This is a genomic window from Streptomyces rhizosphaerihabitans (assembly GCF_025399795.1).
GTDB classification, from domain to species: domain Bacteria; phylum Actinomycetota; class Actinomycetes; order Streptomycetales; family Streptomycetaceae; genus Streptomyces; species Streptomyces rhizosphaerihabitans.
This window is the reverse complement of the sequence record NZ_JAODTZ010000002.1, coordinates 325,608-350,807: the sequence shown is the minus strand read 5'-3', so window position 1 is coordinate 350,807 and position 25,200 is coordinate 325,608. Positions and strand designations below refer to the sequence as shown.

Annotated in this window: 19 protein-coding genes; 5 read left to right on the top strand and 14 right to left on the bottom strand. The window is 71.8% G+C overall.

From position 1 onward, the window contains the following. Both N4G66_RS03565 and N4G66_RS03560 read right to left on the bottom strand, forming a co-directional pair. Nucleotides 1-580, bottom strand: a 580-nt coding sequence (locus N4G66_RS03565; RefSeq protein ID WP_261702428.1) for a TerD family protein, incomplete at its 3' end; no start/stop codon positions are given. A 125-nt stretch (nucleotides 581-705) separates the two neighbouring features. Continuing rightward, nucleotides 706-1,302: a M48 metallopeptidase family protein gene (locus tag N4G66_RS03560; protein ID WP_261702427.1), complete on the bottom strand. Its 597-nt coding sequence runs from the start codon at nucleotides 1,300-1,302 to the stop codon at nucleotides 706-708. Nucleotides 1,303-1,519: 217 nt separating this feature from the next. Here N4G66_RS03560 and N4G66_RS03555 point away from each other — a divergent pair, with 217 nt between their 5' ends. Together N4G66_RS03555 and N4G66_RS03550 are read left to right on the top strand one after the other, a co-directional pair. Then, nucleotides 1,520-2,710 carry a TOMM precursor leader peptide-binding protein gene (locus N4G66_RS03555; protein WP_261702426.1) on the top strand — a complete coding sequence of 397 codons (1,191 nt, stop codon included), beginning with the start codon at nucleotides 1,520-1,522 and terminating at the stop codon, nucleotides 2,708-2,710. After that, complete coding sequence (locus N4G66_RS03550) at nucleotides 2,703-4,079, top strand: ABC1 kinase family protein (RefSeq protein WP_261702425.1); 1,377 nt, start codon at nucleotides 2,703-2,705, stop codon at nucleotides 4,077-4,079. The genes N4G66_RS03555 and N4G66_RS03550 overlap by 8 nt, the downstream gene beginning before the upstream one ends. 121 nt (nucleotides 4,080-4,200) lie before the next feature. Here the strand turns inward: N4G66_RS03550 and N4G66_RS03545 are convergent, their stop codons facing one another. The 5 genes from N4G66_RS03545 to N4G66_RS03525 form a co-directional block, all read right to left on the bottom strand. Next, complete coding sequence (locus tag N4G66_RS03545) at nucleotides 4,201-4,425, bottom strand: hypothetical protein (RefSeq protein WP_261702424.1); 225 nt, start codon at nucleotides 4,423-4,425, stop codon at nucleotides 4,201-4,203. 139 nt (nucleotides 4,426-4,564) lie between these two features. Beyond that, nucleotides 4,565-4,888 (bottom strand): hypothetical protein, encoded by a 324-nt coding sequence (locus N4G66_RS03540; protein ID WP_261702423.1) that lies wholly within the window; start codon nucleotides 4,886-4,888, stop codon nucleotides 4,565-4,567. After that, a complete protein-coding gene (locus tag N4G66_RS03535) occupies nucleotides 4,885-5,253 on the bottom strand; it encodes a WhiB family transcriptional regulator (RefSeq protein WP_028802016.1) in 369 nt (122 codons plus the stop codon). The genes N4G66_RS03540 and N4G66_RS03535 overlap by 4 nt, the downstream gene beginning before the upstream one ends. A gap of 175 nt (nucleotides 5,254-5,428) precedes the next feature. Further along, complete coding sequence (locus N4G66_RS03530) at nucleotides 5,429-5,755, bottom strand: hypothetical protein (protein WP_261702422.1); 327 nt, start codon at nucleotides 5,753-5,755, stop codon at nucleotides 5,429-5,431. 164 nt (nucleotides 5,756-5,919) lie between these two features. Further along, nucleotides 5,920-8,115, bottom strand: a complete 2,196-nt coding sequence (locus N4G66_RS03525; RefSeq protein WP_261702421.1) for an ATP-dependent DNA helicase UvrD2 — start codon at nucleotides 8,113-8,115, stop codon at nucleotides 5,920-5,922. Nucleotides 8,116-8,473: 358 nt separating this feature from the next. On the opposite strand from N4G66_RS03525, the gene N4G66_RS03520 reads away from it, so the two are divergent. Next, nucleotides 8,474-8,731 carry a mycoredoxin gene (locus N4G66_RS03520; RefSeq protein WP_261702420.1) on the top strand — a complete coding sequence of 86 codons (258 nt, stop codon included), beginning with the start codon at nucleotides 8,474-8,476 and terminating at the stop codon, nucleotides 8,729-8,731. Nucleotides 8,732-8,940: 209 nt separating this feature from the next. Here N4G66_RS03520 and N4G66_RS03515 read toward each other — a convergent pair whose 3' ends face one another. Together N4G66_RS03515 and N4G66_RS03510 are read right to left on the bottom strand one after the other, a co-directional pair. Then, entirely contained in the window at nucleotides 8,941-9,621 is a 681-nt protein-coding gene (locus N4G66_RS03515) for a response regulator (protein WP_261702419.1), read from the bottom strand. Further along, on the bottom strand, nucleotides 9,618-10,211 hold the full coding sequence (locus N4G66_RS03510) for a sensor histidine kinase (RefSeq protein ID WP_261702418.1): 594 nt from the start codon (nucleotides 10,209-10,211) through the stop codon (nucleotides 9,618-9,620). The genes N4G66_RS03515 and N4G66_RS03510 overlap by 4 nt, the downstream gene beginning before the upstream one ends. Nucleotides 10,212-11,145: 934 nt before the next feature. Here N4G66_RS03510 and N4G66_RS03505 point away from each other — a divergent pair. Together N4G66_RS03505 and N4G66_RS03500 are read left to right on the top strand one after the other, a co-directional pair. Further along, the gene (locus tag N4G66_RS03505; RefSeq protein ID WP_261702417.1) at nucleotides 11,146-11,838 is read left to right on the top strand and encodes an ABC transporter ATP-binding protein; all 693 of its coding nucleotides are present in this window, start codon (nucleotides 11,146-11,148) and stop codon (nucleotides 11,836-11,838) included. Then, nucleotides 11,835-14,204: an ABC transporter permease gene (locus tag N4G66_RS03500; RefSeq protein WP_261702416.1), complete on the top strand. Its 2,370-nt coding sequence runs from the start codon at nucleotides 11,835-11,837 to the stop codon at nucleotides 14,202-14,204. Before N4G66_RS03505 ends, N4G66_RS03500 begins: the two co-directional genes overlap by 4 nt. Before the next feature lie 500 nt (nucleotides 14,205-14,704). Here N4G66_RS03500 and nudC read toward each other — a convergent pair whose 3' ends face one another. From nudC to N4G66_RS03475, 5 genes are all read right to left on the bottom strand, one after another. Beyond that, a complete protein-coding gene (gene nudC / locus N4G66_RS03495) occupies nucleotides 14,705-15,652 on the bottom strand; it encodes an NAD(+) diphosphatase (protein WP_261702415.1) in 948 nt (315 codons plus the stop codon). A 95-nt stretch (nucleotides 15,653-15,747) separates the two neighbouring features. Beyond that, complete coding sequence (locus N4G66_RS03490; protein WP_261702414.1) at nucleotides 15,748-17,160, bottom strand: dipeptidase; 1,413 nt, start codon at nucleotides 17,158-17,160, stop codon at nucleotides 15,748-15,750. A gap of 10 nt (nucleotides 17,161-17,170) precedes the next feature. After that, the gene (locus tag N4G66_RS03485; protein WP_261702413.1) at nucleotides 17,171-20,809 is read right to left on the bottom strand and encodes a UvrD-helicase domain-containing protein; all 3,639 of its coding nucleotides are present in this window, start codon (nucleotides 20,807-20,809) and stop codon (nucleotides 17,171-17,173) included. A 271-nt stretch (nucleotides 20,810-21,080) separates the two neighbouring features. Continuing rightward, the gene (locus tag N4G66_RS03480; protein ID WP_261702412.1) at nucleotides 21,081-24,518 is read right to left on the bottom strand and encodes an ATP-dependent helicase; all 3,438 of its coding nucleotides are present in this window, start codon (nucleotides 24,516-24,518) and stop codon (nucleotides 21,081-21,083) included. A gap of 248 nt (nucleotides 24,519-24,766) precedes the next feature. Continuing rightward, complete coding sequence (locus tag N4G66_RS03475; RefSeq protein ID WP_315903608.1) at nucleotides 24,767-25,132, bottom strand: MGMT family protein; 366 nt, start codon at nucleotides 25,130-25,132, stop codon at nucleotides 24,767-24,769. Nucleotides 25,133-25,200 lie beyond the last annotated feature (68 nt).

The following is a 25,200-nucleotide window of genomic DNA, read 5'->3' as shown; positions in this document are numbered from 1 at the left end:
GGGCGAAGGACGGTGTGGCGCCGGACTGCGGCTGCGGGGCGGCCGGCTCCTCCTCGGCGACCTCGCCGCCGAAATTCTTCAGCAGCGCGTCGAGGCCGCCGTCGAAGCCCTGCCCCACGGCGGCGAACCGCCAGACGTCCTTGAGGTAGAAGTCGCCCAGCATCACGGCACGTTCGGTGGAGAATTCGGCACCGCTGAACGCGTACCGGGCCACTTCCTCACCGCCGGCGACGACGCGGAGGTATCCAGGAGCTATCTGCGACATCTGTCCGGCGCCGTCGACCGTCGCCGTGAAGGACAGCTTCTGGATCCGCGCCGGGATCCGGTCGAGGGTGACCCGGAAGGACTCCGTGTCACCCGACTGCGCGCCGAGCAGCTGGATTGACTCCTCGGGGGACTTCGGCTGGTTGAAGAAGATGAAGTACCGGTCGTCCGAGAGCCGTTCGTCGGCGTCCAGGCCGAAGCAGCTGATGTCGAAGGTGAGTCCGGGGCCGGTGATCTGCACACCTACGTACAGATCGGTGCCCGCGGTGAGGTCACTGATCTTGGCCTTGTGGCCGCGTTGGAATTCCCTGGCCATGCGTAACGACCGTCCCCCATCCCGAATGCGAGTGCGTCGCGTCAGGCTAACGGCAAAGTCCGGAAGTGGACGAAGCCGGTACAGACCCGGTACAGAATCACTCTCGCGGAGGGACCGGACCGCCCCTACTCCTCGCGGGCTGCCGGAAGGTGGGGAAGCCGGTCGGCTGCGACGACGCCTTCGAGATAGCCGCGAGCGCGCTCGGTACGCGGATAGGCCTCCAGGAGCCGCCAGAAGCGCGGCCCGTGGCCGGGTACCAGCAGATGGGCGAGTTCGTGGAGGAGGACATAGTCGACGACGTACTCGGGCATGCCCTGCAGCCGGTGCGACAGGCGGATGCTGCCCTCGGCGGGGGTGCAGGAGCCCCAGCGGGTGTTCTGGTTGGTGACCCAGCGCACCGAGGAGGGCCGCGCGCGACCGTCGAAGTAATGGGCCGACAGCCGCTCGGCCCGTTCGGCCAGCTCGGTGTCGCCGAGCACCCGTTTGCTTTCCTGGGCGGCCAGTTTGTCGAGCATGACGGTCACCCAGCGCTGTTCCTCCGCCTCGGACATGCGGGCGGGGATGAGCACGACGGTGCGATCGCCCTCGCGGTACGCGGAGACCGTTCTGCGCCGTCGGGCACTCCTGCGGACCTCGATCGCGCTCGCCCCCGAACCGCTCGGCGGCGGGCTCGTCGTGCTGCGCTGTGAAGTTGCGGCGCTGTGCAGTGGGTCGGCGGGCACGCCCCGACGTTACCTGCTGCACCTGGGGGAAGTCCCGCCCCCGGGACGGTTCGATGCCGATCCGCGCTCTGCGCGTTTGATTTGTATGACGAACGGTGCCACCTGTGGACAACTTTCGGCGGGGCCCGGCGGGGACGGGCATGCTGGCATTCGGTCCGCGCTGCGGGAGTGCACCGCGGACATACGGGGACGTACTACGGGTCTACGGGGGTAGGTCATGCATCCGATCGTGAAGCCCGCTCTGCGGCGCGGTTGGCGGGATCTCAACACCGTGCAGTTCGGAATGGCACCGGCGCACGCGATGGTGCTGGGCCCGATGGACACGGCGACAGGCAGCTTCCTCGAACTGCTCGACGGGACACGCGGAATGCCGCTGTTGCGCGAGCAGGGACGTGAGATGGGGCTGCCCGACGGCCATGTCGACGGGCTGGTGGACCGGCTGGCCCGCTCGGGCCTGCTGGACGACACGACCGGAGGCGGCCCGGCCGCGGACGCGTTGCGCGAGAGGAAGGAGGTCATGGACCGCCTGCGATCCGACCTCGCCTCCCTCTCCCTCGTCGCCTCCGAGCCGGGCGGGGCCGTCAAACGCCTGGCCGCCCGCCGCTGCCTGCGCGTGCAGGTGCGGGGCGCCGGCCGGGTGGGGGTCGTCCTGGCAGCGCTGCTCACGGGCGCCGGTGTGGGCGAGGTCGAGGTGCGTGACCTGGGTCGCGTCGAGCCGTGGGACGTGGCGCCCGGCGGACTTCCCGTCGAATCCATCGGCGAGCGCCGGGAGGACGCCGCCCGGCGGGCGGTGCGCCGAGCCGCGCCGGACCGTCCGCCCCGCGCCACCGCCAAGGAAAGAGAGGGGGAAGAGACACGTGGGCTGTCCCTCGTGATCCTCGCTCCCCGGGACGGTCTCGCCGTCCACGCGCCGGACCCCGCGTCGGCCGAGAGCCTGATCGCCTCGGGGACACCCCACCTCTACGCGGGGGTAGTCGAGGCGACCGGGGTCGTGGGCCCCTTGGTCCTGCCGGGCGACACCGGCTGCGCGGGCTGTCTGGACCAGCGGCGCACCGACCGGGATCCGACCTGGCCACGCCTGGTCGCGCAGTGGCGCTCCGGGCAGCAGCGCCGGGTGGCCGCTTGCGACCTCGCCCTGGCCGCGGCGGTCGCCGGACTCGCCGCGAGCCACGCGCTCGCCTTCCTGGACGGAGATCCGCCCGCCGGCGCGGGGGCCCGCTGGGAGGCATCGCTCCCCGGATGCGACTGGCATGCGACGCCGGTCTGGGCGCATCCCGCCTGCTTCTGCGGCGCCGCGGAGAAAACAAAAGGTGGGCGGACCCCCGAGGACGGCGAAGCGCACGAGACAATGGCAGGGCAACAGCCGCACGCGGCACGGCTTGCTGGGACCTGGAGGGCGCATGTCTGATCTTCCCCGGAAGGCAGTCACCCGTACTGCCAAACTGGCCGCGCTGCCGCTCGGCTTCGCCGGGCGTGCGACCTGGGGACTCGGGAAGCGGATCGGCGGGAAGTCCGCGGAGATCGTGGCCCGCGAGCTTCAGCAGCGCACGGCCGAGCAGCTCTTCCGCGTCCTGGGCGAGCTGAAAGGCGGTGCGATGAAGTTCGGGCAGGCGCTGTCCGTATTCGAGTCGGCGCTGCCGGAGGAGGTCGCGGGTCCCTATCGGGCGGCACTGACGAAGCTCCAGGAGGCGGCACCTCCCATGCCGACGCGCACGGTCCACTCCGTGCTGGAGGAGCGGCTCGGCGCGGACTGGTCCGAGCTGTTCGTGGAGTTCGAGGACAAGCCGTCCGCGGCGGCCTCGATCGGCCAGGTGCACCGGGCGGTGTGGCACGACGGCCGTGAGGTCGCCGTCAAGGTGCAGTATCCGGGCGCGGGTGAGGCCCTGCTGTCCGACCTGACCCAACTCGGCCGATTCGCCCGGCTCCTGGGCCCCCTGATCCCCGGCATGGACATCAAGCCGCTGATCACGGAGCTGCGCGACCGGGTCTCCGAGGAGCTCGACTATGGTCTGGAGGCGCAGGCGCAGGCAGCGCACGCCGAGGAGTTCGCGGGCGACCCGGACGTCCTGGTGCCGGCGGTGGTCCATCAGTGCGAGCAGGTGCTGGTGACCGAGTGGATCGACGGGGTTCCCCTGTCGGAGGTGATCACCGGCGGCACGCAGGAGCAGCGGGACCGTGCCGGCCAGTTGCTGGCCCGCTTCCTCTTCTCGGGCCCCGCCCGCACGGGCCTGCTGCACGCCGATCCGCACCCGGGCAACTTCCGTCTCCTGCCGGACGAGAAGAGCGGCTGGCGTCTGGGTGTCCTGGACTTCGGCACGGTGGACCGGCTTCCCGGCGGCCTGCCCCAGCCGATCGGAGATTCCCTCCGCATGACGCTGGACGGTGACGCCGAGGCGGTCTATGAACTGCTCTGCGAGGAGGGATTCGTCAAGGAGTCGATAGACCTCGAACCCGACGCGGTCCTGGACTACCTGCTGCCGATCATCGAACCGGCCGAAGCGGACGAGTTCACCTTCACCCGAGGCTGGATGCGCAGCCAGGCCGCCCGCATCGCCGACCCGCGCTCCCCCGCCCACCAGTTGGGCAGGCAGTTGAACCTGCCGCCTGCGTACCTCCTCATACATCGGGTGACGCTGAGCACGATAGGTGTCCTGTGCCAGCTCGGCGCGACGGTCCGCCTGCGCGACGAACTGGAGGCATGGCTGCCGGGGTTCGTGCCGGAGGAGGAGCTGGAGGACGAGGAGTTGGGCGAAGAGGTGTCGGCCGCCGAGGCGTGAGCCGGCGCGGCCCTCGGGCTGGGCAGTCGTCAATCCGGGATGTGGGCCGGCAGCGCCGAATCGGGGGACGCGGCGCCGGCTGTCGAACCGGGTGACGCCCCGGCCTCTGCCGAACCGGGTCCTACCACCAGGCCGAGTCGAGGCGGCCCTCGATCGCTCTGAGGTTGCCGCGGGCGCAGTTGTCGCAGAAGTAGCGGCGGGTGCCGTTCTCGACGGAACAGGTCCACATCGGCCGAGGGCCGGGAGCCGGTGTGCCGCAGCGGGCGCACACGATCTTCGGGGTGTCGCCCGCTTCGGACCTCGGTGTGGAGCCGGTGCTGTCACTGTCTTCGGGAAGACTCGTCACTCGGACGACGATATCGCCGCGATCGGCGGTTCGCCCGGTACAACGCACCACGGGGGCCGGTCCGTTCGGACCGACCCCCGCCAGATTCAGTTCCTGCGACTGCTGCGACTGCAACGGCTGCTACGACGACGTGCGTCGATTACTGCATGACCGCCATGGCCAGCGCGCGCCGGGCTCGCATCGAAGCGCGCTCGGCCCTGCGCTGCATGCGGCGAGCGGTGGCCAGGCGCACGGCCCGGCGTTCCCGCTCAGCCTGATGCAGTCGCTCGTGCATATGCGCACGAGCCAAGGCTTCTGGGATGAGTTGCATCTCTCGGGTCCTGTTCTGACGCGAGTCGTTCGCGCCGGTGGTGGTGAAGTCTGGGGTCGCGGAGCCTGCGGGCTCGCTCGTGGACGGCGTCATCGGGGCCTGTTTCTTGGGGTCGTGCGTCAGGGGGCGGTCGATCGTTCCTCGGATGTTCATGCCGCAACCGGGTTCTTGCGCGGGCGGCCACGCGGCCGCTTGCGGGCCACGACAACACCCTGGACGAAGAGCTCGCCACCCCAGACGCCCCAGGGCTCACGCCGCTCCTTGGCGCCGGCGAGGCAGGCCTCCATCAGCGGGCAGGTACGGCAGAGCGACTTGGCGTACTCGACGTCGGCCGGCGACTCGGCGAAGAAGACCTCCGGGTCGTAGGAGCGGCAGGGGACGGGTACGCCGAGGTTCTCGATGGCGTCGTCGAGCGCGGTGAGCGCAGTGAGCGGGATCAAGGTGGAGTCCTCCGTGAGGCCGGGCGGGGGGATCGTTTCGGAAGGCGGTACGGACGGGGCGTGCGCTTCGAGTTGCACGGTTCGTCTTCCTCGTCTGGTCGTGCCGGCCGGGTTGGCCGGTTGGCGGCTGGTACCGGGTTCTTTTCTTGTCCCGAGGCCCCTTCGCTCTGCCGTCCCCGGTCGGGGACAAACAGAAGGGCCGCGGATCCCGGGTGGGGTTCCGCGGCCCTGAAGGCGCCGGCCTGATCGTGAATCAGGCTGGATCACTCCAGGGTTCAGGCCCACGGAAGGCCCACATCGTGTGGTGCTGCTGCGTCTGCTTCAGGGATCCGGCACCGGTTGCCGCAAAGGCATAGGCATGTGCTTCTGCCGCTACTGTCGCTTCCAGTGCCTGGGTCGGTCGCTCATTGCGCTCGCTGACGGGAAGACCCGCGAGAGACACGGAGGACGCCGACCGGACGGCAGGAATGCCGGACAGACCGGTGCCCAGGTTCGAGACGCCGAGCATGCGTGTGGAGACGACGACCGAGCGATCGGTCATTTTCACGGTGTTGATGAAGCTGGTGTTGATGCTGATCACTGGAATCGCCTCCTCTCGGCGTCTTGGGGGACCGGTGCGAGCCGGTCCGACGGTTATTAAGTACAGCACGGAACCAGGGCCTTGGAGAAGGCCGCTGCTGCCGTGGTTAAGAACCTATGGGGATTGCTGGGGCATGCGCAAACTATTTTCTCGACGAGTTTCAATCAGTCGCCCTCACCGTCCCCTGCGACCTCTCGACCTGCGCAGATGGCCAGAACGTCGGCTCCGAAGCGGTTGAGTTTGCGCACACCGACCCCGGGGATACGGGCGAGCTCGCCCTCGTCGTCGGGCGCGGTCTCCGCGATCGCCATCAGCGTCTTGTCGGTGAAGACGCAGAACGCGGGCTGCCCGCTGCGCTGCGCCTGCACCGCCCGCCACTCGCGCAGCCGCTCGTAGAGACCCTCGTCCATGTCGGAGGGGCAGCCCTCGCAGCGCATCAGCTTCATCTCACCGGCGTCGGTGAGGGTACGGCCGCAGACCCGGCAGCGCGCGGGGCTCCGGCTCGTACGCCGTACGGCGGTGACGCCGCTGCTTCCGGCGCCGCGCTCGATGCCTCCCGAGGCGCCGCCACCGCCACGGCCCGCCGTGGCGACGGAACCGGGACGCAGCCCGTCGAGGAACCGGCTGGGGCGTCGGCCCGCGCGGCCGCCGGGCGAGCGGGCGAGCGCCCAGGAGACGAAGAGATGCTCTCTGGCGCGGGTGACACCGACGTAGAGGAGGCGGCGCTCCTCCTCGATCTGTTCATCGGTCTTTGCGTAGGTGATCGGCATCATGCCCTCGGCCACACCGACCAGGAAGACGACATCCCACTCCAGCCCCTTGGCGGAGTGCAGGGAGGCGAGGGTGACGCCCTGCACGGTCGGGGCGTGCTGGGCGCCGGCACGTTCGTCGAGCTCGGCCACCAGATCGCCGAGCGTCGCGCCGGGCTTGGCGGTCGCAAAGTCCTGCGCGAGGTGCACCAGGGCGGCCAGCGACTCCCAGCGCTCTCTGACGGCGCCGGAGCCGGCCGGGGGATTGCTGGTCCAGCCCTCGCCCGAGAGCACCGCTCGGACCTGCGAGGGCAGGTCGATCACGTCGTCGAGCAGCGAGTCGTTGCCGCCGAACCGGGCTGCGGCGCGCAGGGCCGCGCCCGCCTTGCGCACCTCGGGGCGGTCGAAGAACCGCTCGGCGCCGCGCAGCTGGTAGGGCACACCGGCGTCGGCGAGGGCCTGTTCGTAGATCTCGGACTGGGAGTTCGTGCGGAAGAGAATCGCGATCTCACCGGCGGGGACGCCCGAGGCGATGAGGTCGCGGATGCGGCGGGCGGCGCCCTCGGCCTCGGCGGGCTCGTCCGTGTACTCGGCGTAGACGGGCTCGGCGCCCGGGGGCCGCTGGGAGATCAGTTCGAGGCGGTGCTCGGCGGCCCGGCCGCGGGCCTGGGAGAGGAGGCCGTTGGCGAGATGGACGACCTGGGGCGAAGAGCGGTAGTCGCGGACGAGCTTGACGACGGTGGCTCCGGGATGGCGGGTGCGGAAGTCGAGAAGGTGGTCGGGGGTTGCACCGGTGAACGAGTAGATCGTCTGGCTGGCGTCACCGACCACGCAGAGGCTGTCCCGCTCGCCGAGCCACAGCTCCAGAAGGCGTTGCTGCAACGGGCTGACGTCCTGGTACTCGTCGACCACGAAGTGCTGGTACTGGGAGCGGACCTGCTCGGCGATGTCGTGCCGGTCCTGCAGGATGGCGACCGTCAGCAGCAGGACGTCCTCGAAGTCGATGACCGCGCGGTCGCGCTTGAGGTCCTCGTACGCCGAGTAGATCTTGGCGGTCTCGGCCGGGTTCCGGGGGGCCTCGCGGCCGGCACGGGCGGCGGCCGCGGCGTAGTCGGCGGGGATGGTCTGGGTGACCTTGCACCACTCGATCTCGCCGGTGACGTCCCGCAGCTCCCCTCGGTCGAGGCGGATGCGGCAGGCCGCCGCCGCGTCCGCGACGAGCTGGATCTTGCGGTCCACGAGCCGGGGCAGGCTGCCACCGACCGCTTTCGGCCAGAAGTACTGGAGCTGGCGCAGCGCGGCGGAGTGGAAGGTGCGGGCCTGGACTCCGCCGGCGCCGAGCTGGCGCAGCCGGCCCCGCATCTCACCCGCGGCCCGGTTGGTGAAGGTGACCGCGAGCACGCTGGAGGGCTGGAGGATCCCCGCGCGCACCCCGTAGGCGATGCGGTGGGTGATCGCCCGCGTCTTGCCCGTACCGGCGCCCGCCAGCACGCACACCGGACCGTGCAGGGCGGTGGCGACCTCGCGCTGCTCGGGGTCGAGCCCGTCGAGCACCGCGTCGGCCGTGTCCGGAACCTGCGGGAAGAGGGTGGAGTGCGTTGCTGCTGTCACCCCGCCATGCTGCCAGGTCGGAGGAGACGGGTGAGCCGGTTGTCCACAGGGAGGCGCCTGCAGTCGTACGAATGCGGCAAGCGTCACGTCCGCCGCGCACACCGGGGTCGCATCTCGGCCATGCCCCGAGCGTCACGCCCCTCCCCTCCCCTGCCGCGCCCGTCGCGTCTACGGTGCAGGCCAGGACAGGCCAGTGCCCTGCAGGGCATGGCATGGCATGGCAGGGCAGGGCAGGGCAGGGCGGCGAGGATCACGTCTCGGCGGGCGCCCCTGATACCCCCCACGGGAATGGCGACCGGGTGACCTGCGTTCCACTTGCAGCGACCACGCACCCGAAGCCGTGAAGGAGCCAATGGACATGCAGGGCACTGTGACGATGTACAGCACCACGTGGTGCGGTTACTGCCGTCGGCTCAAGAGCCAGATGGACCGTGAGGGCATCGCGTACAACGAGATCAACATCGAGCAGGACCCGCAGTCCGCGGCGTTCGTCGAGAAGGCGAACGGCGGGAACCAGACGGTTCCGACGGTGCTGGTGGTTCCCTCCAGCGGTGGCGAGAACATCGTCATGACGAACCCGAGCCTGGCCCAGGTGAAGCAGGCTCTCGCGGTCTGACGCTCCCGCGCGCCACGCCCCCTCCGGTCGAGGTCACCGGAGGGGGCGACGCTGTGTGCGGCTGTGCGGCTGTGCGGCTGTGCGGCTGTGCGGCTGTGCGGCTGTGCGGCTGTGCGGAGGGTAGGGCCGGCAGCCCCCTGACGCAGCCGGTCGATCACGTCTCCGGCCGACCCGGACCCGGCCGTCACGCGCCTGGGTACACGAACGGTCTAGGCACCGCCCCCCGGGGAGATCAACCCCGCCTCGTACGCGAGGACGACGGCCTGGACGCGGTCGCGGAGATCCAGCTTCGACAGGATGCGGCTGATATGCGTCTTGACCGTGGTCGGGCTGAGGAACAGCCGCTCGGCAAGCTCGGCGTTGCTGAGACCCGTCGCAAGCAGCCGGAGCACCTCCAGCTCGCGCGGCGTCAGTCCGGACAGGTCGCGGTGCAGGATGGTGGCCTGCACCTCGTCGCGGGGGGCGAAGCGCTCGATCAGCCGGCGGGTGATCGTGGGCGCGAGCAGGGCGTCGCCGGACTGCACCAGTCGTACGGCGGCCACCAGATGCTCGGGGGTGACGTCTTTGAGCAGGAAGCCGCTGGCGCCCGCGGTGAGTGCGGCATAGACATAGTGATCGAGGTCGTACGTGGTCAGAATGATCACTCTGGTGCCGTCCGGGCCGCAGTCGGCGAGGATCCGCCGGGTCGCCTCGATGCCGTCCATCTGCGGCATCCGGATGTCCATGAGGACGACGTCGGGCCGGGTTCGCCGGACTGCGGCGACCGCCTCGGCTCCGTCGGCCGCCTCGGCCGTCACCTCGATCCCGTCGGCGGCGAGGATCATCCCGAAGCCCGTACGCACCAGGGCCTGGTCGTCGGCAATGACAGCGCGCAGGGCCGGCCGGCTCATACGGTCCGCCAAGGGATGCGAGCGTTGATCCGGTAGCCGCCGACGAGCGTCGGCCCGGACGTCAGCTCGCCGTGGTACACCGCCAGCCGCTCGCGCAGCCCGATGAGGCCGCGGCCGTTGCCCGCCACCGGCACGGCGTCCCGCGCTCCGCCGGTGTCCATGACCTCGATCTCCAGACAGTCCCCGGCGTAACCGATCATGACGGAGGTTTCGGCGCCGGGCGCATGCTTGATCGTGTTGGTCAGCGCCTCCTGGACGACCCGGTACGCCGTGAGGTCCACGCCGGACGGCAGCGGGTCGGGCGGCAGCGAAACCGCAACGCGCACCGGTGTCCCAGCGGCGCGCACCCGCTCGACCAGGGCGTCCAGCTGCCCGAGCCCGGGCTGGGGCTCCAGGCTGTCGGGGCGCTCGTGGTCCGGGGCCGCGAGCAGGCCCATGACGTGGCGCAGTTCGGCCATGGCGGCCCGGCCGCCGGCCTCGACCGTGAGCAGCGCCTCCTTCGACCGCTCGGGCGCCGTGTCCATCACTTTGCGCGCCGCGCCCGCCTGGATCACCATCACGCTCACATTGTGGGTCACGACGTCGTGCAAGCTCGGCGGCGATCCTGGAACGCTCCTCCTGGACGGCCCTGCGCGTCGCCTGCTCCTGGGCCTGCTGCAACTGCGTGTAGCGGTCCCTGCTCGCCGCCAGCTGTCGCCGCCAGATCCGGACCAGGCCGGCCAGCACCCCGGCGATCAGCAGCACGACGGCCGGACTCGACCAGCCCGGCAGGATGGGTTCCGTGTCCTTGAACGCGAGGCCGGCCAGCACGGCGGCGAGGACCATGCCGGCCATCGCCCGTATCCGGTGGCGGCTGTGCATGACTGCGCTGTAGGCGCCGATTACGCAGGTCACCACATTGATCCAGGTGGCGTCGTCGACCATGGCCAGCGTCGCGCCCGTCACCACCGCGAACGCGATCAGCGGATACCGGCGCCGGTAGGCCAGCGGCAGCGCCGACAGTACGACGAGCACCCAGATCATCGACGACGGTTCTTCCTCCCGGACCTGGCCGTCGAAGGGCACCCCGGGGATCCTGGGCGCCGGAGGCACCTGGGGCCCGACCGACACGTCCTGCCGCATCTGGACGGGCCCGCTGTCGGGGTACCGCGTCGCGACGATCAGCGCGACGACGGTGAGCACGACCGCCAGCACCACGTCGGCGCGCACCGCCCGGCGCGACAGCGCGGCCGGCTTCGCCTCCGGGCGTAGCGCGTCACGCAGTTGCTGACGCCATCCGCGCCGGTCCACCGTCTCCATCAGCTCAGTGTGCGGCCCTTGCGCCCGGACCCGCGTCCGCCTGCGTGAGCAGGCCCGCTGTCCTCGAGGCGTACATCGCAGGGATGACCCCGTGGACGGATCCTCCGCGAGAAGGGCCCGATGTCGGTGCTGCGGCCGACGCGTCCGGAACGGGACCGCTCCTACGTTCACTGAGCCGACAGTCGGCACAAGTCCCCTCCCGACCCTGAAGGACGGACACTCCACATGACCCAGGTGATCCAACTGGAGGGCGTGACCAAGCGGTACGACAGCGCCGACGCGCCCGCGCTCGGACCGCTCACGCTCACCGTCGAAGAGGGCGAGGCGCTCGCCGTGACGGGCCCTTCGGGCAGCGGCAAATCCACGCTCCTGAACCTCGTCACCGGTCTGGACAAGCCGACCGAGGGAGCCGTGACCGTGGCCGGGCAGCGGATCGACCAGCTGAGCGAGCACGCCCTGGCCAAGTTCCGCCGGGCGCAGATCGGCATGGTCTTCCAGTTCTTCAATCTGCTCGACGACCTCACCGTCGAAGACAACATCCAGCTCCCCGCCCAGCTCACCGGGACCCCGCGGCGCAAGGCGGCGGCCCGCGCCGGTGAGCTCATGGAGGTGCTCGGCATCACCAGGCACGCCCGCGCCTACCCCGGCAGGCTGTCCGGCGGCGAACGCCAGCGGGTCGCGGTCGCCCGGGCGTTGGTCAACCGGCCCGCGCTGCTGCTCGCCGACGAGCCGACCGGCGCGCTCGACACCGCCTCGGGCCACGACGTACGGGAGCTGCTGCTGGATCTGCACCGCGGCGGGCAGACCATCGTGCTGGTCACCCACGACCTGCCGCTGGCGGAGGCCTGCGCGAGCCGCACGATTCATCTGGTCGACGGTCACCTGGCCCTCGACACGCACGCGGAGGCCGCCCGATGAGCCGCTGGGGCACGGGCGCGCTCGGCCGGATCGTACGTTCCGGGGTGGGCCGGCGCCGGGTGCAGACGGTGGTGATCGCCGTGGCCACGATGATGGCCGTGGCCTCGGCCGTCGTCGCCGGATCCCTCATGGTCGCGACGAACGCGCCCTTCGACCACGCCTTCGCCGCCCAGCACGGTGCGCATCTGACCGTGCAGTTCGATCCGGCCAAGGCCGGTGCGGCGCGGCTCGAGGCCACCCGGCAGCTGGACGGAGTCACGGCGAGCGCCGGGCCGTACCCCATCACGACCATCCACCCGGTGGACGGTCACGGCGGGCATCTGCCGGGGCTGACCCTGGTCGGGCGGTCCGATCCGGGCGGTGCCGTCGACCATCTGACCCTGAAGTCCGGCCGGTGGGCGCGGAAGCCCGGCGAGATCGTGCTCTCCTCGACGTTCGCCGGACCCTTCCTCAAGACCGGCTCCACCCTGAAGGCTTCGGAGGCCGCGAACAGCCGGACCCTCACCGTCGTCGGATTCGCCCTGTCGGCGAGCCGGACCGCCGACGCCTGGGCACTCCCCGCACAGGTCCGTGGGCTGGCGTCGAAGGACAGCCCGGTCACGAGTCAGATGCTCTACCGCTTCGACTCGGCCGGTACGAAGGGGCAGATCACCGCCGACCGGAAGAAGCTCGCCGCGGCGGTGCCGTCCGGGGCGCTGCTGGGAGCGCAGTCCTATCTGGACACCAAGCACGCCGCCGATCAGGGCGCGGCGGCGACCATCCCGTTCCTGATCGCCTTCGGCCTGCTCGGCATCGTCATGTCGGTGATCATCGTCGGCAGTGTGGTCAGTGGCGCGGTCGGCACGAGCCTGCGCCGGATCGGCATCCTCAAGGCCATCGGCTTCACCCCGCGTGAGGTGGTACGCGCCTATGTGGCCCAGGCGCTGATCCCGGCCGGTGTCGGCATCGCGCTGGGGGTCGTGCTGGGCAATCTGCTGGCCGTACCGCTGCTGGAGGACACCGAGCAGGTGTACGGCACGGCCTCGCTCGCCGTGGCCTGGTGGGTGGACGTCGTGGTACCCGCCGTGGCGCTGCTCATCGTCGGGATCGCGGCGCTCGTCCCCGCACTGCGGGCCGGACGGCTGCGTACGGTCGAGGCCATCGCGGTCGGCCGGGCGCCGCGCACGGGCCGGGGCCAGTGGGCGCATCGGGCGGCGGGGCGGCTGCCGCTGCCGCGGCCGGTGACCTATGGCCTCGCGAGCCCCTTCGCGCATCCGGTCCGTACGGCCGCGCTGCTGCTGGCAGTCGCTTTCGGCACGGTCGCGACGACCTTCGCGGTGGGGCTGACGCAGTCCCTGAACGCGGTCGGCAGGGCATCCGATCCCGAGGACCGCGCCACGGTCACGGCTGTCAGCGGCGGACCGGCCGCCCAGGACAGCGGGCCTCGTTCCAAGGCCCATGGCGCGCCGCCGTCCGCCGACCCGGCGAAGGTCCGCGCCGCCATCAAGGCGCAGGCGGGTACCGCCACGTACTACGGCCTGAGCCAGGACGACGTCACGGTGGCCGGGATCACCGGCTCGGTCCAGGCCAGCCTCTACCAGGGCGATTCGAGCTCCGGCAGCTACGAGATGCTCTCCGGGCACTGGCTCTCCGGCGCGGGACAGCTCGTCGTGTCGACGCGTTTCCTGGAACGGACCGGCACCAGGATCGGCGACACCGTGCGGGTCACCCTCGAGAAGGACACGGAAACCCTTCGGATCGTCGGCGAGGCCTTCGACACGTCGGACGACGGCCTGCACATCCACGCGGACATCGCCGACTTCGCCGCCGCCGAACCGCAGGTCTTCTACATCGAGGTGAAGCCGGGCGTCTCCCCCGGCACGTACGCCCGCAAGCTCTCCGCGGCGTTGAAGCCGCTGGGCGCCCAGGCCTTCGCCAACTCGGCCTCGGAGCAGGAGAACATGATCATCATCTTGGACGCGATGGCGGTGCTGCTCACCCTGATGCTGGTCTCCGTGGCGAGCCTCGGCGTGCTCAACTCCGTCGTCCTCGAAACCCGGGAACGCGTTCACGACCTGGGTGTCTGCAAGGCGCTCGGCATGTCACCGCGGCAGACCGTGAGCCTCGTGCTCGCCTCGGTGGCCGGGATCGGCCTGCTCGGCGGACTGATCGGCGTGCCGGGCGGGTTCGCGCTGCACGGCTTCGTGCTGCCGGTGATGGGGCACGCGGCGGGCACCGATCTGCCCCCGTCGGTCCTCGATGTCTACGACGCTCCACAGCTGGCGCTGCTGGCGCTGGCCGGGATCGTGATCGCCATGCTGGGCGCGCTGCTTCCGGCGGGCTGGGCTGCCAGGGCCCGCACGGCCACGGCGCTGCGCACGGAGTGACTACCGGGTGAACCGCCGGGCAACGCCCGCCGGCCCGCGGGGTTGGGGCTGCCGTGCGGCCGCAGGCACGCGGCGCCTCGGGAGGCGCCAAGGCGCCCCCGGGTGTTCCGGACGGAGCGGGCAACGGGAAACAGGTGCAGGCGTCGGCGGTGCGACGGGCGCCCATGGTGTCCCCGCGCCCGTACGGCAGGCCCCGGGGCGGGGCGGCGCCTGGCTGGTGCCGTCCGCCCTCACCGCCGGGGCGCCCGGGAGCTCGAGGCGGGGCCGGATCGCCCCTGGCGCCGCACTGGCGTCAGGGGCTGTCGGCGAACCGCTGCCAGGGGTGTGCCGGGACGTCGTCGAGATGGTCACGGCTGCGCCGGGGCAGGCGACACGGATCGCGCCCGCCTTTCTCTTCCCGGACGGTTCGGCGCTCACGATCCCTTCGCTCGCACGGGTCTTCGGCGCCCACGATCCCTTCGCTTGCACAGGTCAAGGAGAGGATCGACATCCGACCGGCGTCAGGCGGTGTTCCCCCGCGTCGGCAGGGGCTTGCCGTACCAGAGCTCGATCAGGCGGGCCGCGATCGAGATTCCGTAGGGAGGCACCACCTCCCCGGACTCGAAGGCGGCTCTCAGGTCTTCCCGGGAGAACCAGCGGGCTTCGTGGATCTCCTCGCCGTCGACGTTGATCTCCGACGAGGTGGCACGGGCCATGAAGCCCAGCATGAGGCTGGAGGGGAACGGCCAGGGCTGGCTGGCGACGTAGTCGACCGCGCCGACCGTGACGCCCGCCTCTTCGAAGACCTCGCGGCGTACGGACTGCTCGATCGACTCGCCGGGCTCGACGAAGCCCGCGAGCGTGGAGAAGCGGCCTTCGGGCCAGTGCACCTGGCGGCCGAGCAGGATGCGGTCCTCGTCGTCCGTGACGGCCATGATCACGGCCGGGTCGGTGCGCGGGTAGTGCTCGGCGCCGCACGCCGGGCAGCGGCGGATGTGGCCGGCGGCCGCGATGACCGTGCGCTCGCCGCAGCGGGAGCAGAAGCGGTGCAGTCGCTGCCAGTTCTCCAGGGCGACCGCGTGGACCATCAGGCCGGCGTCGCGGGGGGACAGCAGGAGACCGGCCTCGCGCAGGCCCGCCGGGCGGGCGGACTGGTCGATACGGCCGGGAAGCGCGTCCTTCTGGAGTGCGAAGTAGCTCACCCCGTCGTCGTCCGTGCCCAGGAAGTAGCGGTGCGCCTCGGTGAGCGGGGCCTCGAAGGAGGGCGTCATCAGCAGTTCGGTGGTGCCGTCGGCCACCTCGTCGATGAGCACCTGACCGCCGGAGACCACGAAGGCGCGGGTCGTGGGATGGCTCCAGGCCGCCGCGAGCCAGGCCTCGTCGAGCCGGTGGTGGGCGGCCCGGTCGATGCCGGTCGGAGCGGTGAGCGAGATGGGACGGTCGGCGCTGTGGTCGGTCCAGGTGGTCACGGGTGCTTCCAACTCCCCCGGTGGAACGGTTATTTCGGCGGGCGGTTCAGCAGGACGGGCGTGCGGTGCGCTCTTGAGGGTGTGAATCGGCTTGTTCAGGGTGTGTCGCGCCAGTTCTCGGCCAGGTCGCCCCACAGGTAGGCGGTCGTTTCGACGCCCTTCATGAGGAGGTCGAGTTCGACCTTCTCGTTGGGGGCGTGCCAGCCGTCGGAGGGAACGGAGATGCCCAGGAAGAGCACCGGGGCACCGAGGACTTCCTGGAGGTCGGCCGCGGGTCCGGAGCCGCCCTCTCGGGTGTAGCGGATCGGCTGCTCGAAGGCGCGGCCCATGGCGCGTACGACGGACTGCAGGGCGGGGTGGTCCAGTGGCGTCAGGCACGGGCGGGTGGCCGCGCCGAACGTGATCTCATACCGGATGCCGTCGGCTGCCTGCTCGGCCGCCCAGTCGCGTACGGCCTTCTCGATGTGGTCCGGGTCCTGCCCGGCGACCAGCCGGAAGGAGAGCTTCACCAGGGCCGAGGACGGAATGATCGTCTTGCTGCCGGCGCCCTGGTAGCCGCCGCCGATGCCGTTGACCTCGGCGGTCGGGCGGGCCCAGACGCGCTCCAGGGTGGTGTGCCCGGCCTCTCCGTGGGTGGCCGTCGACCTGGCCGTGCGCAGCCACCGCTCCTCGTCGAAGGGCAGTTCGGCGAAGAGTTCGCGCTCGCGGTCGGTGAGTTCGGTGATGCCTTCGTAGAAGCCGGGTACGGCCACGCGTGCGTGCTCGTCGTGCAGGGCGGCTACCAGGCGGGCGGCCGCGGTGGCCGGGTTGGGCACGGCGCCGCCGAAGGACCCGGAGTGGATGTCCTGCTCGGGCCCGTGCAGGACGATCTCGCACTCGGCGAGGCCCCGCATGCCGGTGCAGACCGTGGGGGTGTCCTCGGACCACATGCCGGTGTCGGAGACGATCACGGCGTCGGCTGCGAGCCGCTCCGCCCGCTTTTCGACGAGGTCGCGGAAGTGCGGGGAGCCGGACTCCTCCTCGCCCTCGATCAGCAGCTTGAGGTGCACGGCCGGGGCGGTGCGCCCGGTGGCGGCGAGGTGCGCCCGGACGCCGAGTGTGTGAAAGAACACCTGGCCCTTGTCGTCGGCGGCGCCGCGCGCGTGGAGGCGGTTGCCCCGGATCACCGGTTCGAAGGGGTCGGTGTCCCAGCCGTCCTCGCGGGCGGCCGGCTGCACGTCGTGGTGTCCGTAGACGAGGACCGTGGGTGCGCCCGGGTCCTCGGAGGGCCACTCGGCGAAGACGGCCGGGGCACCCGCGGTCGGCCAGACCTCGCTGGTCGGGAAGCCGGTCTCCCGTAGCTTGGCGGCGAGCCAGTCGGCGCTGTGTGCCACGTCCGCGGCGTGGTCGGGCTGAGCCGAGACCGAGGGGATGCGCAGCCACTCCGCGAGGTCGTCGAGGAAGGCGGCGCGGTGGGTCTCGATGTACGTACGGACGGTGCTGACGGCGTTGTCAACGGGCTTGCTCATGTTCCTGAGCCTATCCGCCCACAGAGGCGTGTTCGTCCGGCGGTTCGCCGGGAGCCCCGTCCTGTGGACCCGGCGGGTCCTCGGTGAGCAGTCGCTCCAGTGCGGCACGGTCCGGGAGACCCTCCGGTCGTACGACCTCGCCGTCGCGGACGTACAGGAACACGGCCGTGACGGATTCCAGGGGCACACCCTGCCGCTCGGCCCAGCCCAGGCGGTACAGCGCGAGCTGGAGCGGATCCGCGGTGCGGCCGTGGCCGGTCTTCCAGTCGACGATCTCGTACGTCACCCCGTCGCCGTCGCCGTTCCTGTAGACGGCGTCGATCCGGCCGCGGACGACCCGCCCGGCGATCGCGAACTGGAAGGGCACCTCGACGCGGTACGGGGTGCGGTGCGCGTAGGGAGTGCGTTCGAAGGCGTCCTTCAGCGCTTCCAGGTCACGCTCGTCGGCGATCTCCGCCTCGCTGCCGGGCAGCTCCTCGGGGTCCAGCATCGGCAGCCGCAGCTCTTCGAAGCGGGACTCCACCCAGGCGTGGAAGCGCGTGCCCCGACGTGCGGCGGGCTGCGGGGGCCGGGGCATGGGGCGGGCGAGCTCCTGCGCGAAGCCGTCCGGGTCGGCGGCCAGACGCAGCAGTTGGGAGGCGGTGAGCGAGGCCGGCAGGGGTACGTGGGTGACGGTCGCGCGGGCGCGCAGGAGTTCTCCGGTCAGCGCGTCCAGATCGCGGTCCCAGGAGGCGAGGGTGCGGACCTCTTCGGGCGTGAGGGGCTCACTCACGGTCTCCTGGGAGTGCGGGCGGGCGGCGAGGGCCGGCCCCTGGGCCTGGTGCGGCACCATCGGTCGGCCGCCCCCCCGGCTGGCCGGGCGGTCTCCCGGTCGTTCCGTCGTCCAGGAGTCCCAGTCGGATTCGTCGCCTTCGGGCAGGGCGGTCTCCGTGAGGTCGCCCTCCGGGAAATGGTCCTCCGGGAAGTGATCGGCGGGAAAGTCGCCTTCGGAGAACGCGTACACGTCCTCGGGGAGGTCGTCCTCGTCGTGGGGCGGGATGTCGTCCGCCGACGGCGGCGGCCACTCCGGGTCGTCGTACGAGGCGGGGTCGTGGGCGGCCGCGCGCCGGGGTCCGTCGGACCCGGGGTGGGCCCCGTCGTGAGACGCGACCCGCTCCAGGTGGGCGAGTACGGTCTCCGCCGCCGCGCGACGCCGGGCGAGGGCCGAGTCGTCGAGCGGGATCGGCCAGGCGTGGTCGGCGGCCGCCTCGCGCAGGGCCGGGTTCTCCTCGTCCTCCGCCGGTTCGTCCGCCCAGACCTCGATCTCGCCGTGTCCGGCGGCGCAGTGGTCGTGAAGGGCGTGCAGGAAGTCCGAGGGGCCGCGCGGCCGTTTCTGGGAGGGGCCCCACCAGTGGCCGGAGCCGAGCAGGAGCGAACGGGGGCGGGTGAACGTGACATAGCCGAGGCGCAGTTCCTCGGTGTGCTGGTGGTCCTTCATGGCCTCGTGGAAGACCTTGATGCCCTTGGCGTCCCAGGCTTCGATGTCGGGCAGCGTGTCGGCATCACCGCGCAACTGGTGCGGCAGGACCTTGCCCTGGGCGGTCCACTTCTCGCGGCCCTGGCCGCTGGGGAAGGTGCCGTCGACGAGGCCGGGGACGACGACCACGTCCCACTCCAGGCCCTTGGACTTGTGCGCGGTGAGCACCTTGACGGTGTTCTCGCCGCCGGGCAGGGCGTTGTCCAGACCCTTCTCGTACTGCGCGGCGGTGCGCAGGAAGCCGAGGAAGGCCAGCAGGCTCGCCTCGCCGTCGCCGGAGGCGAAGGACGCGGCGATGTCCAGGAAGTTCGACAGGGTCTCGCGGCGGCGTGCGGCCAGGGCGTGCGGGGACGCCGAGAGCTCGACCTCCAGTCCGGTGACGGCGAGCACCCGGTGCAGGACGTCCATCAGGGGGTCGGCGAGCGAGCGGCGCAGGTCGCGCAGCTCGGCGGCGAGCCGCGCGAAGCGCACGCGCGCGTCCGGCGAGAAGGGCAGCCCGTCGTCGTCCCCCGCGGCCTCGATGGGCGTCTCCAGGAACGTGTCGAGGGCGTCGGCGAGCGATATCACCTCGGCCGGGTCGACCCCCTCGACGGCCGCGGCGAGCCTGCGGTCCGCATCGTCGTCGGCCCCAACGCGCGCGTGGGACACGAGCAGACGTGCGCGGCGCCCGAGGAGGGCGAGATCGCGCGGGCCGATCCGCCAGCGCGGGCCGGTGAGCAGCCGGACGAGGGAGGCGTTCGCCCCCGGGTCCTGGAGGACCTCGCAGACCGCCACGAGGTCGGCCACCTCGGGCAGGTGCAGCAGACCCGAGAGGCCCACCACCTCGACGGGGATGTCACGGGCGACGAGCGCGCCCTGGATCTCGGCGAAGTCGGTGGCGGTGCGGCACAGGACGGCGATCTCGGCGGGCGCCTTTCCGGTGCGTACGAGATGGGCGATCGAGTCGGCGAGCCAGCCGATCTCCTCGGCGTGGGTGCGCAGCAGCGCGCAGCGCACCAGGCCGTCCCGCTCGGCCCCGGGGGCGGGCCGCAGGGCCTCCACGCCCGCGTGCATGGCGCGCAGCGGCTCCGCGAGGCCGTTGGCGAGGTCGAGGAGGCGGCCGCCGCTGCGCCGGTTCTCGCTGAGCGACTGGCGGGTCGCGGGGCGGCCGTCGGGGCGCGCGAAGTGCTCGGGGAAGTCGTCGAGGTTGGCCACGGAGGCGCCGCGCCAGCCGTAGATCGCCTGGCAGGGGTCGCCGACCGCCGTGACGGGGTGCCCTGTGCCGCCGCCGAACAGCCCGGCGAGCAGGATGCGCTGGGCCACCGACGTGTCCTGGTACTCGTCCAGCAGGACCACCCGGAACTCGTCGCGCAGGATCTCTCCGACCTCTGGACGGGTGCCGGTCAGGGTGGCCGAGAGGGCGATCTGGTCACCGAAGTCGAGGAGGTCGCGCTCGCGTTTGGCCGCCCGGTAGCGGCCCACCAGCTCGGCGAGTTCACGCCGGGCGGCGGCGGCCTCGGGGACCTTGCGCAGATCCGCGTTGGTGAGTCTGGCGCTCTCCAGGGCGCGCAGCAGTTCGGCGTCGTAGGCGCGCAGGTCCTCCGCCCGTACGAGGTGTTCGGAGAGCTCGGAGTCGAGGGTCAGGAGGTCTCCGACCAGGTCCGGGAAGGAGCGGGTCAGCGACGGATACGGGCCCGGCGCCTCGCGCAGCACGCGCGCGGCGAGCTGGTAGCGGGTGGCGTCGGCGAGCAGCCGGGACGTCGGTTCGAGCCCGATGCGCAGGCCGTGGTCGGTGAGCAGGCGGCCCGCGAAGGCGTGGTACGTGGAGATGACCGGCTCACCCGGCGGGTTGTCGGGGTCGATGACGTCCGGGTCGGTGACACCCGCCCTGACGAGCGCCTTGCGCACGCGTTCGGCGAGTTCGCCCGCCGCCTTGTTGGTGAACGTCAGGCCGAGGACCTGCTCGGGGGCGACCTGCCCGGTGCCGACCAGCCACACCACGCGTGCCGCCATCACCGTGGTCTTGCCCGAACCCGCTCCGGCCACGATCACCTGCGGGGCCGGCTCCGCGGTGATGCAGTCCGTCTGTTCCGGGGTGAACGGGATGCCGAGGAGCTCCTTGAGCTGTTCGGGGTCGGTGATACGGGCGGGCATGTCGCAGAGGCTAGCGGCGTCCACCGACAGCCGTGGCCACATCGACGTCCGGGGCGGAAGAACCACAGGTCAGCACATGTGGTGCCGTACGTCACTCGCTGACGTCGCATCCTCTGACCCACGGACCGGCGACCTGGACTGCGCCACGGGACCCGGCATTCCACCACTTGGTGTGCGCTGCGTGCATCGTCTCGCTCGCGGCCGGTACGCGTCTCCGATCAACCTGTCCGACGACCCGTCCGACCCCTGCCCGGAGCCGCTGCGGGATCCGTCACTCGACCACCTGCCGGCCCTCCGACCGGGCGCTGCAGGATGCCCGGAAGGAGCAGTGCGTGCAGTGTTGTCCCGTTGTCGGTGAGAACCGTTCGTCGAGGACCTTGCCGGCGGCGTTCGCCAGGAGGTCGCCGACCCACTCGCCCTCCGGCGGCTCCTGCGCCTGCACCTTGGGCAGGGTCTCGCCGCCGTTCTTCTTGGCGGCGCCCTGGCGGAGCTGGACGAGTTCGGCACCGCCCGCTTCGGGGCGTACACCGTCGAAGACGTCGTCGACCGCGCCCTCGCCGATGGCGAGCTGGTAGACGGCGAGCTGCGGGTGGTGGGTCACCTCGGCGGCGCTCGGCGCCTGCTTGCCGGTCTTGAAGTCGACCACGTAGGCGCGGCCCTCGGTGTCGGCCTCGACGCGGTCCATGGAGCCGCGGATGCGCACTTCGTAGGAGCCGGCTTCGAGGGTGACGTCGAAGTCGTGCTCGCTGGCCACCGGCGTACGGCCGGTGCGGTCCATGACGTGCCACTTCAGGAAGCGTTCGAGCGCCACGCGCGCGTTCTCCTTCTCCTGCGCGGACTTCCAGGGCGCGTCGAAGGCGAGCGCGTTCCACACGGAGTCGAGACGCTCCATGAGGACGTCGAGGTCGGCGGGGGTGCGTCCGGACGCGACCTCGTCGGCGAGGACGTGCACCACGTTGCCGAAGCCCTGGGCGGCTGTCGCGGGCGCGTCGGCCTTCACCTCCCGCCCCAGGAACCACTGCAGGGCGCAGGTGTTGGCGAGTTGGGCGAGGGCGCTGCCGGAGAGCACGACGGGCTGGTCGCGGTCGCGCAGCGGGACCTTGCTCTCCGTCGGCTCGTACATGCCCCACCAGCGGTAGGGGTGCGCGGAGGGGACCAGCGGGCGGCCCTCCTCGTCGGCGAGCGCGGCGAGCCGGGCGAGCCGGCGGGCCGCGGCCTGCCTGAGGCCGTCCGAGACGCGCGGGTCGACGGTGGTGGCGCGCAGCTCGGCGACCAGCGGGGCGACGGCCAGGGGGCGGCGTGGGCGGCCGGTCACGTCCTTGGGTTCGACGCCGAGTTCGGTAAGGAAGCGCGAGGGCTGGTCGCCGTCGTCGGCCGGAGCCTTCACCGCGGTCACGACGAGGCGTTCACGCGCGCGCGTGGCGGCCACGTAGAACAGCCGGCGTTCCTCGGAGAGCAGTGCCCCGGGTGTGAGGGGTTCGGCGAGTCCGTCCCGCCCGATGCGGTCGGCCTCCAGCAGGGAACCGCGGCGGCGCAGATCCGGCCACAGGCCCTCCTGGACGCCCGCGACGACGACGAGGCGCCACTCCAGGCCCTTGGAGCGGTGTGCCGTCATCAGGCGTACGGCATCAGGGCGGACGGCCCTGCGGGTGAGCGTGTCGGCGGCGATGTCCTCGGCGTCGACCTCCTCCAGGAAGTTCAGGGCGCCGCGGCCTCCCGTGCGCTCCTCCGCGCGCCCGGCGGTCGCGAAGAGTGCGCAGACGGCATCGAGGTCCCGGTCGGCGTTGCGTCCGGCCGCGCCACCGCGCCGGGCGGCCCGCTCCAGGCGCTGCGGCCACGGTGTGCCGTCCCACAGGTCCCAGAGGGCCTCCTCGGCCGTTCCGCCGCCCGCGAGACGCTCACGCGCCCTGCGTAGCAGCGCGCCGAGGCGCTGGGCCCCTCGGGCGTACGCGGGATCGTGCGCGACGAGCCGCTCCGGCTCGGCCAGCGCGCGGGCGAGCAGGACGTCGGACGGCGGGGGTACGAGGTTTCCGCCGGCGCGCTCCTCCTCCCGCAGCGCTCGTCCCAGGCGCCGCAGGTCGGCGGCGTCCATGCTCGCGAGAGGCGAGGCGAGGAGGGTGAGCGCGGTCTCGGTGTCGAGCCAGGAAGCGACGCGGACGTCGGCGGTGTCCTCATGCGGGTCGATGTCGGCACTCGGATCGGGCTCGGCACGCGGGGCGGTGCCGGTGCGCGGATCGGCGTCGGCACGCGGGCCGGTGTCAGTACGCGGATCGGCGTCGGCGTCGGCACCGGACACCCGGTCCGCACCCGGCTCCGACTCCGCCCGGGCCACCGCCCGCAGCGCGGTCAGCAGCGGCGCGACGGCGGGTTCGTGCCGCAGGGGCAGATCGTCGCCGTCGATGTCGAGGGGCACCCCGGCCGAGGTGAGCGCCCGCCGGATCGTGGGGATCGTCCGGGAACCGGCGCGCACCAGGACGGCCATCTCTCCCCAGGGAACACCGTCCTCCAGGTGGGCGCGGCGCAGGATGTCCGCGATGTTGTCCAGCTCCGTGCCGGCCGTCGGATAGGTGTAGACCTCGATCTCTCCACCGTCCCTTACCGGGGACAGCTCGCGATGGGCACGCACCTTGTGGGCCGGCAGACGGGTCAGCGGCATGCGCTGGGTGAGCCGGCGGGTGGCGGCCAGCAGATCGGCGCCCGAGCGGCGGGACGTCCTGAGGACCTCGACCGGAGCCGGGCGGCCGTCCGTGCGCGGGAAGGCGTCGGGGAAATCCAGGATGCCGTTCACGTCGGCGCCGCGGAAGGCGTAGATCGACTGGTCGGGGTCACCGAAGGCGACGAGGGTGCGCCCGCCGCCCGCGAGGCCGCGCAGCAGCCGCACCTGCGCGGGGTCGGTGTCCTGGTACTCGTCCACATAGACGGCGTCGTACTGCGCCGCGAGCCGCTCGGCGACCTCGGGGCGTCGGACGAGGAGCACCGCGCGATGGACCAGTTCCGCGTAGTCGAGGACTCCTTGCATGTCGAGGACGTCGAGGTACTCGGCGAGGAAGGCCGCCGCCGCGCCCCAGTCCGGGCGGCCGATGCGCCGCGCGAAGGCCTCCAGGGCGTCGGGGCCGAGCCCGAGTTCCCGGCTGCGGGCGAGGACCGCGCGGACCTCGTCGGCGAAGCCGCGGGTGGTCAGGCACGCGCGCAGTTCGTCCGGCCAGCGCACATGGGCGAGGCCCAGCCGCTCCAGGTCGGGCTGGCCCGCGAGCAGCTCGCGCACGGCCACGTCCTGCTCGGGGCCGGACAGCAGCCGCAGGGGCTCCACGAACAGGTCGCTGTCCTGGTGGGCGCGGATCAGGGCGTAGCAGAAGGAGTGGAACGTGGTGGCCCGGGGGGCGCGGGCGGCCCCTATGCGCAGCGCCATGCGGTCGCGCAGCTCGACGGCCGCCTTGCGGCTGAACGTGAGCACCAGGATCCGTTCCGGGTCGCCGCCCCGTTCGATCCGGGCGGCCACGGATTCGACGAGCGTGGTCGTCTTGCCCGTACCGGGACCCGCGAGCACGAGCAGCGGACCGCTCCCGTGGTCAACCACCGCGCGTTGTCCTGCGTCAAGACGAGGGGGATCCACCCGGGTCGGCGAGGTGCGCACGAGACGGTACGCACCACGGGCCCCCTGGCGCACCGATGGGTGCGTCAGGCGCCTGGTGGAAGAAGTGGAGCTCACGTGGTTCGCCGGTCCTGGTGGTCGTACTGGTTGGCGGACTGCCGCGCGTGGAGGGCGGTGACCGCGGGGTGAGGGGGACGCGTGCCGACGACGCTACGCCGTCGCCGTTCACGGAAGGAGGGCTTCCGATTCTTCCCTCATGCCACGTGCGTCCCGTCCTTCACGAACGTACGGCATGTCACGGATGTGCCTCGTTTCCCTCTTACCGGCCTCGGTTTCCCCTTCGGCCCCGTGAATGCCGGAAGCTGTCAGGTGTGACCTTCCGCGCGTTCGCCGCCGTCCCATCGGGCCCGTCTCATGTCGACACGCGGCAGATGCCCCTCGGCGGCCCGGCTCGCCTCCTTCAGAGGCGTTCCTTCGGCGCGGTAGTGGGCCAGCGCGTCCAGTTCGTGGCCGGGGAGCAGCACACCGTCGGCGCGTATGACTCGCCACCACGGAACCGCTCCTCCGTAGAGGGCCAGCACCCGGCCCACCTGGCGCGGCCCACCCTCTTCCAGCCATTCGGCGATGTCGCCGTACGTCATGACGCGGCCGGGCGGGACCAGCTCGGCGACGTCGAGGACCCGCTCCGCGTACTCCGGCAGGGCGCCCGCCGGAAGGCTCTGCTCGCTCATCCGCCCCATCCTGCCCCACCCCACCGACAACGTGACGCGGCGGCGGCTGTGCATATTCCCCGCCACGG

Excerpts from the sequence above, each read along its gene's own strand:
- N4G66_RS03485 (WP_261702413.1), bottom strand. The coding sequence starts at position 20,809 with ATGCCCGCCCGTATCACCGACCCCGAACAGCTCAAGGAGCTCCTCGGC.
- N4G66_RS03555 (WP_261702426.1), top strand. The coding sequence starts at position 1,520 with ATGCATCCGATCGTGAAGCCCGCTCTGCGGCGCGGTTGGCGGGATCTC.
- N4G66_RS03500 (WP_261702416.1), top strand. The coding sequence starts at position 11,835 with ATGAGCCGCTGGGGCACGGGCGCGCTCGGCCGGATCGTACGTTCCGGG.
- N4G66_RS03475 (WP_315903608.1), bottom strand. The coding sequence starts at position 25,132 with ATGAGCGAGCAGAGCCTTCCGGCGGGCGCCCTGCCGGAGTACGCGGAG.
- N4G66_RS03540 (WP_261702423.1), bottom strand. The coding sequence starts at position 4,888 with ATGAACATCCGAGGAACGATCGACCGCCCCCTGACGCACGACCCCAAG.
- N4G66_RS03490 (WP_261702414.1), bottom strand. The coding sequence starts at position 17,160 with ATGAGCAAGCCCGTTGACAACGCCGTCAGCACCGTCCGTACGTACATC.
- N4G66_RS03550 (WP_261702425.1), top strand. The coding sequence starts at position 2,703 with ATGTCTGATCTTCCCCGGAAGGCAGTCACCCGTACTGCCAAACTGGCC.
- N4G66_RS03520 (WP_261702420.1), top strand. The coding sequence starts at position 8,474 with ATGCAGGGCACTGTGACGATGTACAGCACCACGTGGTGCGGTTACTGC.
- N4G66_RS03505 (WP_261702417.1), top strand. The coding sequence starts at position 11,146 with ATGACCCAGGTGATCCAACTGGAGGGCGTGACCAAGCGGTACGACAGC.
- N4G66_RS03515 (WP_261702419.1), bottom strand. The coding sequence starts at position 9,621 with ATGAGCCGGCCGGCCCTGCGCGCTGTCATTGCCGACGACCAGGCCCTG.